General features: G+C 64.1%; 8 protein-coding genes. 6 read left to right on the top strand and 2 right to left on the bottom strand.

Features of this window, described 5'->3' with window-relative positions:
- Positions 1-225: 225 nt before the first annotated feature.
- Complete coding sequence (locus DF196_RS00290) at positions 226-906, bottom strand: carbonic anhydrase (RefSeq protein ID WP_109055944.1); 681 nt, start codon at positions 904-906, stop codon at positions 226-228.
- Positions 907-1,126: 220 nt separating this feature from the next.
- Here DF196_RS00290 and ahpC point away from each other — a divergent pair, with 220 nt between their 5' ends.
- On the top strand, positions 1,127-1,690 hold the full coding sequence (gene ahpC / locus DF196_RS00295) for an alkyl hydroperoxide reductase subunit C (protein WP_100493703.1): 564 nt from the start codon (positions 1,127-1,129) through the stop codon (positions 1,688-1,690).
- Positions 1,691-2,022: 332 nt separating this feature from the next.
- On the top strand, positions 2,023-3,936 hold the full coding sequence (locus DF196_RS00300; protein ID WP_109055945.1) for an FAD-dependent oxidoreductase: 1,914 nt from the start codon (positions 2,023-2,025) through the stop codon (positions 3,934-3,936).
- 257 nt (positions 3,937-4,193) lie between these two features.
- On the opposite strand, the gene DF196_RS00305 is transcribed toward DF196_RS00300, so the two are convergent.
- A complete protein-coding gene (locus tag DF196_RS00305; protein ID WP_158276217.1) occupies positions 4,194-9,083 on the bottom strand; it encodes an Ig-like domain-containing protein in 4,890 nt (1,629 codons plus the stop codon).
- Between the two features lie 380 nt (positions 9,084-9,463).
- Here DF196_RS00305 and DF196_RS00310 point away from each other — a divergent pair, with 380 nt between their 5' ends.
- The 4 genes from DF196_RS00310 to DF196_RS00325 all read left to right on the top strand — a co-directional run bounded on the left by DF196_RS00310 (position 9,464) and on the right by DF196_RS00325 (position 14,749).
- Entirely contained in the window at positions 9,464-11,074 is a 1,611-nt protein-coding gene (locus DF196_RS00310; protein ID WP_158276218.1) for an MFS transporter, read from the top strand.
- 292 nt (positions 11,075-11,366) lie between these two features.
- Positions 11,367-11,537 carry a hypothetical protein gene (locus DF196_RS13355; protein ID WP_158276219.1) on the top strand — a complete coding sequence of 57 codons (171 nt, stop codon included), beginning with the start codon at positions 11,367-11,369 and terminating at the stop codon, positions 11,535-11,537.
- Between the two features lie 301 nt (positions 11,538-11,838).
- Positions 11,839-13,398 carry an MFS transporter gene (locus DF196_RS00320; RefSeq protein WP_109055949.1) on the top strand — a complete coding sequence of 520 codons (1,560 nt, stop codon included), beginning with the start codon at positions 11,839-11,841 and terminating at the stop codon, positions 13,396-13,398.
- 346 nt (positions 13,399-13,744) lie between these two features.
- Positions 13,745-14,749 (top strand): LacI family DNA-binding transcriptional regulator, encoded by a 1,005-nt coding sequence (locus DF196_RS00325; protein WP_109055950.1) that lies wholly within the window; start codon positions 13,745-13,747, stop codon positions 14,747-14,749.
- Positions 14,750-15,030: the final 281 nt, after the last annotated feature.

Genomic DNA, 15,030 nt, shown 5'->3' on the forward strand with positions numbered 1-15,030 from the left:
TGTCTTCTCTCTGACAACCCTTATCATCCCCGCATTATCGGAGCGATGCAAGGAGTCGGGCCGTTCTCTGGATTCCTACTCCGGTCTTGGCTTTCCTGCGATTAAGGATGAACTTCGTTCGCGTCTTTCTGGCTCGACTGTCGTCTCGCACATTGCCTACAAACAGTCCGCCGGACTGTTCGCTTCACGGCAATGTCCCCTCTCTGAAGGGGAGCCAGAAAAGGACTAGAAGCTCAGCACCTCGACCTTGCCGGAATCGAGCTGGTACCGCGCTCCCACAATCATGAGCTTCTCGTCCGCCAGCGCCTGCCGGATCACCTCGGAGCGATCCACCAGCGACTCGATGGTACGCGCCACATGCACGCGCTCGATGTCGTCCAGGCAGTCGAGCTCGGCCTCGCGGGCCTGCCACACGGACATGCCGGCCTGACGCAGCACGATGGAATCGGACTGGGCCAGCTGCTCATCCAGATTGTCCAGGATATCCGCGGCCTCCAACGAGCCGTCCGCCTCGGACGTGATCGACTCCATCAGCGCATCGAGCTCACGTTCGGCGGTCTCCAGCGCGCCGCAACGGCCGTGGCCGAGCACGCAGATCAGGCTCACGTGCAGCTTTTTGACCGCGTACTCCAGTGAGGCGATGACCGCATCGTCGATCATCTGGCCGGCGGTGCGCACGGTGAACAGGTCGCCTAAACCCTGGTCGAAGATGATCTCAGGAGGCACACGCGAGTCGGAGCAGGAAAACACCGCGGCATCCGGGTTCTGCCCGTCGGTGAGCATGTGCCGGGTCTCCTTGTCCTGCCACGGGTGCTCCGCCTTACCTTCGGCGAACCGCCTATTGCCCTGCAGCATGCGGCTCCACGTGGCGTTTGCGGTGGTTTCCTGGGTGAACTCCTGAGCCATGACACCTCCATGTTTCGATGGTTCTTCTGCGTTCCATACTAGCCGGGACGGTGGTATCGGCTCGGCTGTGGGAGGAAGCGGCATTTTTCCCCAAGACCGCCATCGATTCCGGGGAAAAGTACCGCTGTGATAAGGCTCATAGGGAACAGCCGCCCGGCCCAAGCCCGGCGACGTTACGATGGGAGATGGCAACGTTTCGGACGTCATGAAAGGACCGATGATGACTCTTCTTCAGCACGAGCTGACCGATTTCAAGGTGCAGGCCTTCCAGAACAACGAGTTCCACGAGGTGACCAAGGAGGACGTGCTGGGCCACTGGTCCGTGTTCTTCTTCTACCCGGCCGACTTCACGTTCGTGTGCCCCACCGAGCTTGAGGACCTCGCCAACAAGTACGAGGAATTCAAGAAGATCGGCTGCGAGATCTACTCCGTGTCCTGCGACACCCATTTCGTGCACAAGGCCTGGCACGATGCCAGCGAGAAGATCGCCAAGATTCAGTACCCGATGCTCGCCGACCCGACCGCCCTGCTGGCCCGTGACCTCGACACCTACAACGAGGCCGACGGCATGGCCGAGCGTGGCGACTTCATCATCAACCCGGAGGGTAAGGTCGTGGCCTACGAGGTCACCAGCTCCAACGTGGGCCGCAACGCCGACGAGCTGCTGCGCCGCGTGCAGGCCTCCCAGTTCGTCTACGAGCACGGTGATCAGGTCTGCCCCGCCAACTGGACCCCGGGCGAGGAAACCATCGAGCCCAGCCTCGACCTCGTCGGCCAGCTGTGACGCATTAGGCAGACAGTCGGTTTTCCGGCTCCCCTCTCTGAGGACATTGCCGTGAAGCAAACAGTCCGGTGGACTGTTTGTAGGCAATGTGCGAGACGACAGTCGAGCCAGCAGAAGGCGAACGAAGTTCGTCCGTAGTTGCAGGATGAGCTGTCGTCACAGACGACTGAGGGATAGTCAGTTCTTTTGGCTCCCCTCTTTGAGGGGAGCTGTCGAACGAAGTGAGACTGAGGGGAGCCCCGCGATGAACTTCCGTGGTGCTCCCCTCAGTCGCTTTCAGCGACAGCTCCCCTCAAAGAGGGGAGCCAGTTTTTACGTACCAAGGAGCTTTCATGACTGAAACGCAAGACAACCTCTACGACGTCGTCGTCATCGGCGGCGGCCCGGCGGGACTTACGGCGGGCCTGTACCTCGCTCGCGCCCGCTACCGCGTGCTTATCCTCGAAAAGGACGATTTCGGCGGCCAGATCACCATCACCAACGAAGTCGTGAACTATCCGGGCGTCGGCCGCACCACCGGCCGCGCGCTCACCCAGACCATGCGCCAGCAGGCACAAGACTTCGGTGCCGAATTCCTCTCCGCCGAGGCCACCGGACTTGACGTCGAGGGCGACGTCAAGACCGTGCACACCTCCCGCGGCGACCTCAAGACCTTCGGCATCCTCATCGCCACCGGCGCATCCCCGCGTAAGCTCGGTTTCACCGGCGAGGCCGAATACGCCGGCCGTGGCGTGGCCTACTGCGCCACCTGCGACGGCGAGTTCTTCACCGGCAAGGAGGTCCTCGTCATTGGCGGCGGATTCGCCGCGGCCGAGGAATCCGTGTTCCTGACCAAGTACGCCAGCAAGGTCACGATCCTCGTGCGCGAGCCCGACTTCACCTGCGACGCCTCCGTGGCCGCCGAGGCCAAGAACAACCCGAAGATCGAGGTGCGCTACAACACGGTTCTGGACGGCGTCACCGCAGGCCAGGGCGGTCTCAGGGAGGCCGCGGTTCGCAACGTCGAAACCGGTGAGACGACGACCTGGAAGCCGGCCGACAACGGCACGTTCGGCGTCTTCGTATTCGCCGGCTACGTGCCCGCCACCGACCTGGTGCGCGGCGTGGTCGAGCTCGACGACCACGGCTACGTGGTCACGCACGGCTATCTCGAAACCTCCGTGCCCGGCGTGTACGCAGCCGGCGACCTGCGCGTCAAGAACCTGCGCCAGGTGGTCACCGCCACCGCCGACGGCGCCATCGCCGCAGTGGAACTGGAGCGTTACGCCAAGCAGCTGAGCGAGAAGACCGGCCTGGTGCCGCCGCGCCCCAACACCTCCGCCTACGAGCAGGCCGAAGCCGAGGCCGCTTCCAAGGTGGCCTCCGCCGCGAACGCCGGCACCTCGCCCGCCACCGCGCCGGCCAAGCGCAGCGCCGATGCCGCGGCCGCCGCCAAGAAGCCCGGCGAACTGTTCTCCGCCGCCATCAAGCAGCAGCTCGGCGTGGTGTTCGGCCGCATGAGCCGCCCGGCCACGCTGGTCCTGGAGCTTGACAACACTCCGCTTTCCACGGAATTGCAGGGATTCGTGGGGGAGATGGTTGCGCTGTCCGGTGGCAAGCTGAACTCCGTGGCCGTGGACGCCGCGGGACTCGTCACCGCCATCGACGGCGAGTCCGCGCCGGCTTCGCTGGTCGTCGGCGAACCGTTGGAGGTCACGCTGCCGGAATCCGGCGACGGTGACGCTACGGCCCTGCCTGTCTACGGTTCCCTTGACGACTCCGGTCGCGCCGAGTTCAATCCGGCCGGCGTGCTGCCGTTGGCCCGCCCGGCCGTGCGCATCTGCCTGCCGGCTGACGGCGATGACGGCAAGCTGACCTTCAGCGGCCTGGCCTTCCACGGGGTGCCCTCCGGCCACGAATTCAACTCATTCGTGCTGGGCCTCTACAACGCGGCCGGCCCCGGCCAGCCGCTCGGCGACGACCTCAAGGAACGCATCGCGGCCATCAAGGAGCCGATGAACGTCATGATTCTGGTCTCCCTGACCTGCACGATGTGCCCCGAGACCGTGCTCTCCGCCCAGCGCATCGCCTCGCTCAACCCGGCCGTGCGCGCCGAGGCGTACGACGTCTCGCACTTCCCGGAGCTCAGGGACCAGTACGGCGCGATGAGCGTGCCCTGCATCGTCATCGACAAGGCCGACGGTGCCCAAACCGTCGAATTCGGCAAGAAGAACATCCCCCAGATGCTCGACCTGCTGGGTGCGTAGCCGAAGACTATGGAAACGTTTTGCTCTGTTAAACCAAGATTGACATGGCCCTTATTCTTGGCTCCCCTTGTCAGGGGAGCTGGCGGCGAAGCCGACTGAGGGGTAGTCCAATGGGGCCATGTCAATCTTGGTTTAACAGAGCCAACGTTTTTCGATGGAAACAGGCCGGCCGATTCTTGGATGGAGGATTGGCCGACCTTTGACATTGATCAGGCTAGGAAACTCACGGGTTCATCGGATGGGCATCACCTGGCCTTTCACTGTTCCGGGACGATCGCGACGTGGTAGGCGTGGGTGGTGATACCGTCCTCGGAGGTGACGATCACCTGGGCCTCGTCGCTCGCGGCCGCGGCGTTCACCACGGTCACCGCGGCGTTGCCGTCGCCGGGCAACGCCTGGATTTCGGGCGTCTCGCCGGCTGGCACGGCCACCGTATAGTGCTCGACCGCGGGATCGAAGCCAGCCACTTCCTTGCCGTTCGCCAACAGACCGGCGATCACGGCCTCACCGTGCTGGGCGGGGATGCGGGCGTCGCCACGCACCTCGGTGATGGCCACATTCGAGCCCTTGGCGGACATGAACGTGATCCTGATGCGGGACGTGCGCACCATGTCGAAGCTGTAGGTGATCTCGTCGCCGCGCGACGACATGGACGAGCCGGGCTTGTCGCCCACGGTGGCGTACACCCAGGCCGCATCGTTGGTCTGCTCGACCGGATGCGAGGCCGCGGATAGTCCACGCACCGGCTGCCAGGAGCCATCGGCCTCCAAATACTCCACGCCCACGGACTCCGGCAGCGCCACGCCCTCGCCGTCAAGGCAGTAGTAGACGGTGAAGGAGTTGAGCATGAACGGCGTCTCCTCGCCATAACCGAAGCGGTACTCCAGCCAGGCGGTGCGTGACGGATCGCCGAACGTGGACCAACGGTTCTTCAGGTTGTAGCCCACGCGCGGCGTGTAGGACACGATGCCGTCCATGAGCAGCGAGGCGTCCTCCTGGGCCTTCGGATCCGGGTTGGTGTAGGAGGCGCGCACCTGCGGGTACACGTCGTTGCGGTAGGAGAACAGGTCGCGGTTCTGCACGTAGTCGTCGGTCACGCGCACATGGGCGATGGCCTTCTCCTCCAGGCCGTCCACCGTGCCGAGCAGCGTGAACGTGCCGGCACTGCGGTACAGCGAGGCCGCGGGCCTGTCCCAGGTCACCGCGCGCTGCTCCTTGGCGCCGTCGGACCAGTAGACGGTCACTTCCGGCGCGGTCTCACCCACCTGCGGCTCGATGCCGGTGATGGTGGCCAGGGAGACGGTCTGCACGGCCAGCACCTTCACCACATGCACGGTGACGCTCACGTCCAGATCAAGGCGGGCGATGTGTCCCTGCACGCTCACCTCACCAGCCTGGGCGTAGGCCTCGGCGGGCACCGCGTCCCACTCGACCGGCAGCGGTGCGTCCACGCCGTGATCGAAGCTCGCGCTCGCGCTCGTGGGCAGCTCCGGCACGGTGCCGGCCACGGTACGTACGGCGGGCACCACGGCCCCGGTCGCCCGCTTCGGCGCCGCACCTTCGGTAACGGTCACGATGGCCGGCGCGCTGGTCTTGGCCACGCCGCCGTACGTCACGGTGGCGCTCACGCTCGCCGTACCGGACAGTCGGCCGGTGACGACGCCGCTACCGTCCACGCCGGCCACGGATTCATGGCTGGAGGAGAACGTCACGACGGCCTCGCTGCCCCCACCCAGGTCGATGGCGGCACCGGTCTCGTCCGTGGCATTCACGGTGAGCCGCGCGGTTTCGTCCGCGCCCACGGTGACGGCGCGGTGCAGCACGGTGCGATTGGCGGAATCGAAGGCGACGGCCTGTCCGTCCACCGTCACGCTGGCCAATTCGGTGGTGTCGTGGGCGAGGGATTCGGCGCCCTCGACACCGGCCGGATCGACCACGCGCACGCTGGCGGTCACGGGCAGGCCGTAGCCCTCGACGGTACCGTCCACCGTCACGGTGCCCGGGGTCCAGGAGGCGGCTTCGCCGCCGGTAGTCCAGTCGACCGGTGCGTCCACGCTGCTGCCGTCATCGAAGATGACCATGGCGTGGGCCGGCAGCGCAGGTACGGTACCGGCCGCGGAAGCCAGGGAAACCGGGCGCGCGGCGACCGGATGGGTCACGGTGACGGTGGCACTGACCGGCAGCCCCGCGGCCTTGCCGGTGACGGTGAACGACTGAGCGCCGGACTTGGCCTCGGCTGCGGCCACGGCGTCCAGCAGGTCGGTAGTGGTCCATTCGACCGGCACTTCGGCGCGGGTGTTGTCCGCGAGCAGAGCGGTCACGGTCCGCGGCAGCGCCGGGGTCTCGCCGGCCCGCACGCGCACGGCCACATCGCGCACCTCTAGCACGCCGTTGCCTTGGTTCCCCTTGTCAGGGAAGCTGGAACGGCGAGCGACCGGGACGGGGAATGTTTGATCTTGGCTCCCCTTGTCAGGGGAGCTGGCCTGCGCAGCAGGGCTGAGGGGTAGTCCGGCGTTATGAGCCTTATCGGCTGTGGACTCGGTCACGAACACGTTCACGGTATCTGAGCGCAGGCCCTTGGCGGTGGCGGTCACGCGAATCGGCTTGCCGGAGCCGTCCGAGGCCACGATGGCGAGCACCTTGCCGGAGTACGCGGAGTGCACGGGCGACTGCAGCGGCTCGGTGTTGGCCTGATAGCCGTTGTCGGTGCCGAGCAGACGGCCGTGTTCCACGTGAAACGTCAGCTCGTCGTTCGCGCGGGGCACGATCACGCCGGCATCGTCGATCACGTCCGCTTCGATGAAGCTCAGGTCATGGCCATTGTCATCGATGACGTGACGATCCGGGATCAGCCTGATGCCGGCCGGCGCGCCCGCGGTGGTGATGGCGTCGTGCGCGACCTCGTTGCCGGCCTTGTCGTACGCGACGACTTCGACCGTGCCCGGCTCGAACGGCACCTCCCACTGCAGGGTCAGCTGCTTGGGCTCGTTGCCGTCCTTCTGGTAGCGGTACTCGAACGGCTTGTCCGCATACTTGTTGTTGAGGTGGAAGGTGGCCTGGTGCGACTCGAACTCGCGCCTGCCCAGCGAGCGGCCGTTGAGGAACAGCTCGGCGGAGGCGGCGTTGGTGTACGCCCAGACGGCCACGGATTCGCCCTCATCCCAGTTCCAATGCGGCAGCAGATGCACCATCGGGGCGTCGTCCGGGTCGGTCCACAACGCCTTGTAGAGCCACCACGGGTTCTTCGGGAAGCCGGCCGTGTCCACCATGCCGTAGTAGGAGCGCAACGGGGCCAGCACGGTGCCGTCGGACTCGGGCATGTCCGGCTTGTTCCAGTAGAAGTTGGAGATGTACGGGGCCGGCTCGCCAATGTAGTCGAAGCCGGTCCACGCGAACTCGCCGACGTTGAACGGCAGGTTCACGAGACGGCCGAACGCGATGTCGAGCGGGTAGCCGCGGTTCGTGGTGACGTTGTAGTCGGAGATCTCGTAGGTGTCCTCCCTCCACGGCTGGCGGCCCTTGGCGAACGGGTAGTCGCGGCCGCGCAGTTGCCATTCGTCCGTGAGGATCGTCGGATGCACGTAGAAGCCGCGGCACGGCGTGCAGTTGCCGGATTCGGAGTTGAGGATTACGTCGTTCGGGTGCTTCTCATGCACCTTCTCCATCTGGTCGCGGTTGATGTAGGAGTAGCCGCGCACGTCCATCTGCTCGTGGATTTTGTTGCCGATGCCGTCGATGCCCTTGGACAGGTAGGAGGCGTCGTTCACGGAGTTCGGACGGGTCGGGTCGAGCAGGTGGCAGCGGCGGGTCAGGTCGGCGGCGATCGGGATTTCGCTTTCCTGCCAGGCCACCTCGTTGCCCATGCCCCACATGAACACGGCCGGCTCGTTGCGGTCGCGCAGGATCATGGCGGCCAGATCCTCGGGGTAGTCCTGGGCGAAATAGTTGGAGTAGTCGTTGCGGTTCTTCGGGGCGGTCCACATGTCCGTGAGCTCCTCGAGCAGCAGGAAGCCCATGCGGCTGCACTCCTCGGCCCACACCTTCGAGCAGGGGTTGTGCGAGGTGCGGATGGCGTTCACGCCGGCGTCCTTCAGGATCTCCAGCTGGCGGACCACGGCGCGACGGTAGGTGGCGGCACCCAGCGCACCCAGGTCATGGTGCATGCACATGCCCAGGGCACGCATGTTCACACCGTTAAGAAACAGGCCGCGGGCCGGGTCGAGGGTGATCCAGCGCAGGCCGAAGCGGGTTTCGGTGGCGTCCACGGCCTTGCCGTCCACGAGCACGGTGGTGCGCAGCGTGTACTGGTACGGGTCGGCGGTGCTCCACAGATGCGGCTCGGTCACGGACAGCGTGGTCTCGAAACGATTCGTGGCCTCGGCGGCGTCGTAGGCCGCGGCTGCCTCGGTGGTGTCCGGGGTACCGGCCGGCACGGTCACGCCGTCCTCGCCCGCGGCCACAACCACACCGTTGGCGTCGAGGATCTCCTGGCGCAGTTCGATGGCCGCGTCGGAGGCGGTGCCGTTGGCCACGATGGTGGAGACAAGCACGGTGGCACGGCCGTCCTTGACGTCCTGCTCCAGGCTCGGGGTGGTGATCTGCGTGCCGAAACGGGCCACATGCACCGGGTCGGCCACGGTCAGGGTCACGTCGCGGTAGAGGCCGGCGCCGGCGTACCAGCGGGAGCTCGGCTCCTCGTTGACGGTCCTGACGGTGAGCACGTTGGACTCGCCGGGCTTGATTCTGCCAGTCAGATCGACGGCGAAGCTCGTGTAGCCGTAGTGGTGCTCGGCCACCTTCTCGCCGTTGAGCCAGACCTCGGCGCGGTCCATGGCACCGTCGAAGTCGAGGGTCACGTACTTGCCGGCGAGCGATTCGGGGGCGGTGAAGGTCTTGCGGTACCAGCCCTCGCCCACTTTGAGATAGCCCACGGTGGCGCGGGCGTTGCGTGAGAAGCGGCCCTCGACGCCGTAGTCGTGGGGGAGGGTCACCTCGCGCCAGTCGGAATCGTCGTATCCTGGGCGTTCGGCGCCGTTCGGGGTGCCGCGGAAGAACCGCCAACCTTGGTCGAAGTTGTTGCTGCGTGCGGTCAGGTCGGCGTTGCCGTCGGTTTCCGGGCGGGCTTCCGGACGGGTGGATGTTGTCATCGTAAAGACCTCCATGGCTTTTGGATGATGTGGGGTTGTGGCAGGGCGGGTGCGCCCGACGTCGGGTGCACCAATCGAAGTTGTGGCCGCGGGCTTCTTCTCGGGGAGGGGAGATGCGGCGATTCATCGTTGACGAAAACCAGCATAGCATCTTAACGATGAGATTGAGAATAAAGCTTGTTTCTCATAGGATTCAAAACGCCGTATATGGCGCTTAAATCTTAACGATGATAGAGTTCTGAACCAGAACAGTCGAACGGCGTGTCGCGACGATGCGAACAGGCCGTGCGGACACAATTGAGACACGTTACGCCGACCCCGAGGGGTGCCGCGCTGCCGTACGCCCTCGGGGCGCAGGTCGCGCCGGCGTGGAAAGGACGATGATGTCGAGACCGAACGGCAATCGAATCAAGCGGGCCAACGTGGCGTCCGAGACGGTGGACGCCGCCCTGCCGTGGAAGGCCAAGCTCGGATACGCCACCTTCTCCCTCTCCTACGTCATGCAGACCATGATCGTGACGTGGCAGATGTTCTACTTCACCACGTTCCTGGGCGTATCGATGGCCGTCACCGCGGTGCTCATCGCCATCGGCAAGATCGTCGCCTCGGTGATCGGCCCGGTCTGGGGCTACATCTCCGATCGCATGTACCGCAATGCGCTCGGCCGTCGCTTCGGCCGCCGTCGGTCCATCCTGATCTTCGCCATCCCCGCGAACTTCGTGTTCTACCTGCTGCTGTGGATCCCGAACCTGCCGCTCGTGGTCTATTTCGCGGCGAACCTGCTGTACTGGGCGTTCTTCGCAGGCATCACCACCGTGCAGTACGGCCTGCCCAGCGAGATGACCGAGAACCCGACCCAGCGCGCGCAGCTGGTGGGCGTCAACCAGATCGCCGGAGCCATCGGCGGCACCTTCCTTTCGGTGCTCAACGTCTACCTGTTCACCATCTGGGGCAAGGACAACTGGGAGTCGTACTTCAACATGGCGCTGCTGTACGGACTGCTCGGCACCGCGGTGCTCATGCTCGGCTTCCTGTCGATTCAGGAGCGCCCGTTCAGCGAATCCACCAACGTCTCCGCGGCTGACGCCGGCGCCGATGCGACTTCCGGCGAGGCCGGCGGCGTGCATATCGGCTTCGGCAGACGGCTCGTCTCGGTGGTGTGGAACTTCCTTTCGGTGCTCAAGGTCAAGGAGTTCCGCAACTACCTCGGCCTGTACCTGTCTGAGGAGATGTTCCGCACGGTGCGCGGCACGCTCAACACGTACTTCGTGATCTTCGTGCTGCTGCTCGACCCGCAGACCGTTTCGCTCGCCACCGGCGTCAACTTGCTGTTCGGCATCGCATGCGTCGGCTTCTTCATGTGGATCACCGCGAAGATCGGCGGCCCGCGGGCGTACCGTCTGGGCGGCGTCGAGGTGATCTTCGTGTTCCTCGCGATGTTTGTCCTGGCGATGACCGCAAGTCATATCCCCACCGGCACGCGCGCGGTGCTGTACATCGGCCTCGGCCTGTTCATGAACTTCGGCATCACCGGCGTGGTGAACGCCACGCAGTACACGTACACGTTCATCCCGGACGTGGATGAGATCATCACCTCGAAACGACGCGAAGGCCAGTACGCCGCCATCAATTCGACCATCGACGACATCTTCTCCTCCGCGGAAACCATCGTGATCGGCCTGGTGCTGGAGGCGACCGGATTCGTGGAGGGCGCGCAGTCGCAGCCGCCGCAGACCGTGTTCGCGCTGGCGTGCCTGTTCTCGTTCGTGCCCATCGCGATCTGCATCGTGGGCATAGCCTTCACGTTCCGGCTGAGGCTCAACCGTGAGAACCACGAGCTGCTGCTCGCCGAGATCGACCGTCTGCGTTCCGGCGGCGCCATGGAGGACGTGACGCCCGAGACGCGCACGCTGGTCGAAAGCCTCACAGGCATGCCCTACGAGCACTGCTGGGGCCATAACAACGTCATCGACGTGAGCCACAAGGGGTGAAAATAAGCGAGAACAACAAGGCCGTCGGCGCTGATAATGCCGACGGCCTTGTGCTGTCTATGAGGATGGGAATCAGGTCCATCCTGGGCGGCGCCGGCCGTCTCCCTAAAGTCGTGTATACCCGCCTGAAAGTCGGGAGACGTTCGCACGCCTTCGCCGTCATCTCTATCATAACCGGTACGATGGTCTGCACCGATGAGCTCATTCGCACGGGTGAATCGGTCGCTCGGCAATAGCCGGGTGACGTTGCCGCGTCTTTCGCGGCGCGGCTGTCTATGAAAGGTGCATTCACATGCACGGATCAGGAGAAGAGCCGCGTTTCGGCTCGGCGATTTGGGGCATGGCGATTGTCGTCGTGACTCTTGGTGGCAAAGTCGATCCTCTTGAGGCCGACTTGCTCATGGCGGCTATCACGGTCTACATGATGTGGCGCGACGTCCACGGGCCTGACGAGCTGAAGTAAAGGCAGCCGCCCGGTTCTTCCGGGCGGTCTTCTCGGTAGCGCAGCAAGCACGAACTCTCTTTTGTGGCCCCTAGCGACACGCCCGAATCGCAAAATAATCTCATCGATAAGATTTGTGATAAGGTTAATTTCGCAAACATCAAGCAATGAAATCGAGCCAAGAAATCTCAACGATAAGGTTTCTAGGTAGACGAATCGGGTACCGAACACAGCAGTCCGGCATTCCCAGCAGCTCCAAGTCAGATATGGCCCTGCGCCGTAGTTCGTCGCGTCGGTTTCAAAGGAGAACAGGAGAAATCCAATGTCCAACTCGGCATCGTCCGCGGCGGGGCGCAAGCTCTCTTGGGTGACGAAGCTCACCTACGCGCTGCTGCCGCTGTCCTTCACCATGACGACCATGGTGATGACCTGGCAGATGATCTACTACACCCAGCCGCTCGCCATCTCCATCGGCATCGTCACCACGATGCTCGCCGTCGGCAAGGCCATCGGCGGCTTCATCACGCCGGTCTGGGGCTACATCTCCGATCGTATGTACTCCACCTCCTTCGGCCGCAAGGTCGGCCGCCGCAAGGGCACGCTGCTCATCGCCGCTCCGCTGAACCTCATCTTCTACGTGCTGCTGTGGGTCCCGGGCATGCCGGTGTGGTACTACCTGCTCGTCAACGTCATCTACTACGGCGTCTACCCGGGCATCAACACCGTGGTTTACTCCCTGCCCTCCGAGATGACCGACGATTCCAAGGACCGCGCCCAGCTCGTGGCCATCCAGCAGATCGGCGGCGGCGTCGGTGGCTTCGCCCTGTCCATGTTCAACGCCTACCTGTTCAAGATCTGGGGTGCCGACAGCTGGCAGCCGTACTTCAAGATCGCCATGATCTACGCCGTGCTCGGCACCGTCCTCCTGGTCATCGGCGCCCTGTGCATCAAGGAGCGTCCGTACGACGAGACCACCGACATCTCCTCCGCCGACAAGGGCGACGCCGAAAAGGTCGGCTTCTTCGGCCGCCTGGTCTCCGTGTTCTGGAACTTCCTGTCCGTGCTGCGCATCAAGACCTTCCGCAACTACCTCGGCATCTTCCTGTCCCAGCTGACCTTCCGCACCGTACGCGGCCAGATCAACGCCTACTTCATCATGTTCGTGCTGCTCCTGACCCCGGCCGAGGTCTCCCTGTCCACCGGCTTCAGCTTCCTGTTCGGCATGGTCTGCGTGGTCATCTGGGCCACGATCATCACCAAGCTGGGCGGCATGCGCGCCTACCGTCTGGGCTCCTGGTTCACCATCATCCTGTTCATCGGCATCTTCATCCTGGGTCTGACCCACGGCTCCATGCCGAAGGCCACCGTCACCCTGGTCTTCACCATCCTGATCACGCTGTTCACGCTCGGCAACTCCGGCATCGTGAACGCGCAGACCTACGTGCAGTCCTTCGTCCCGGATGTCGACGAACTCGTCACTGGCAAGCGCCGCGAGGGCCAGTACGCCGGCATCCAGTCCACCCTTGAGGTCATCGTCAACACCTTGGTGACCATCCTCGTGGGCGTCATCCTGCAGGCCGTCGGCTTCCAGTCCGGCGCCGACGTCAAGACCCAATCCCCGCTCGTGGTCAACGTGCTGCTGTACATGTACTGCGGCACCGTGGTCGTGCTCGCCCTCGTCGGTATCCTGCTGACCTACCGCATGCACCTCAACGAGAAGAACCACGACATCCTCGTGGCCGAGTCCGCCCGCCTGCGCAACGGCGGTTCCATGGACGACGTCACCGCCGAGACCCGCAAGGTCGTCGAGGACCTGGCCGGCATGCCGTACGAGCAGTGCTGGGGCCACAACAACGTGATCAACGCCACCAACAAGGGCTGAGAGGTGATCACCTGACGCATAACCGACATCACTCACTGAACAGCTGACATCGGCTGACACCACACGTGCCGCAGGCCGGGCCGGAACCGACCAACCTCCCCTCCGGTCTGCGGCGCAACTCCCTTTCACTGCCTTGGGCGGGGATCCGGTTGCCGGGTTCCCGCCCTTCGCAATACGCGAGGTTGATTTCGTCGATTTCGTCGGTCGCGGGACGGAGCCCGGCGCGCGGCAAACGGCGGCGACATCGACGCACTGTATTATTCTCATCGTTAAGCACGGCGGATTCGCAAGGGAAAACGGGCCGCTGCAAACCATCGCATATCTCATGCAGGGAGCGTGATATCTCATGGTGACGCTGAAGGACGTGGGCGAGCTCGCCGGCGTGACCGCCACCACCGCCTCGGCCGCATTGCGCGGCAAGGACTACGTCAAGCCGGAAACCATGCAGCGCGTGCGTGACGCCGCCAAAAAGCTCGGCTACAAGACCAACCTGTCCGGCAGATCGCTGCGATCCGGCCGCAGCGACACCATCACCTTCCTCACCTCCGGCATCGAAGGCGACTACTTCTCCCATCTGGCCATGGCCGTGGCCGAGGAGGTGCACAAGCGCGGCTCGCACATGCTCATCGAACTCTCGCGCTACCTGACCGACGACAACGACCTGTCCTATACGTTCTCCGACGGCATCATCGCCATCAACGCGCCCCGCGCGGTGGACATCCTCAAACAGCATCCCTCGGTCATGCTGGAGAATTACGACGCCACCCTGCCCATCGACACGGTGAACGCGCCCAGCGCCGAAGGCTCGCGCGCGGCGATTCGGCATCTGGTGGAACGCGGATGCACACGCATCGGCATCGTGGGCGACAACCGCGACCCGCACAACCCGAACATCATCCCCGGCTCGCGTGATATCCGCATGCAGTCGGCCGCCGCCGAAATCCACGCGGCCGGACTGGACTTCGATGACAAACGCGACTTCATCCGCTGTGCATGGTCCATCGACGGCGGCATCGAGGCTGGTCGGGCGCTGGCCAAGAAATGGCGGAAAACCAAGAAATACGACGGCTTCTACTGTCTCAACGACGGCATCGCCATCGGCCTGCTGCGAGGACTCGCGGATGGCGGCGTGCATGTGCCGGACGACGTGCTGGTCATCGGCTTCGACGGCCTGAGCCAGGGCGCCTACACCGTGCCGACGCTGACCACCGTGGCCACCGACTTCAAGGGCATGGCGAACACCGCGCTGACGCTGCTCATGCGCCGCATCGAGCACCCGGACGAGCAGTATTACCCCCAGACCGTGAGCGTGGGCTACCGGCTCATCGAGCGCGAGTCGACTGCGCGGTAAGGGGTGGCCGAAGGATGGCTTTCGATGTCTCAGCGGTCTTTTCGCGCTAGAAAGGTATGGCTTCTAGCGCGAAAAGACCGCTAAAGAGGCATTTTGAGGTCGTTTGAAGCTAGAAGCACTGTCTTTCTAGCGCGAAAGGGACGCTAAACCAGCGATTTGCGTCCGTTCCACGCTAGGAGCTACGTCATTCTGGTATGAAAGGGCCGCTAAAGTTCTTTGCGGAAATAGGAAAGCCCCGTTAAACCAAGATTTGACATGGCGCCCCATTCTCGGCTCCCCTT

It is taken from the genome of Bifidobacterium callitrichidarum (assembly GCF_003129905.1).
Taxonomy (GTDB): domain Bacteria; phylum Actinomycetota; class Actinomycetes; order Actinomycetales; family Bifidobacteriaceae; genus Bifidobacterium; species Bifidobacterium callitrichidarum.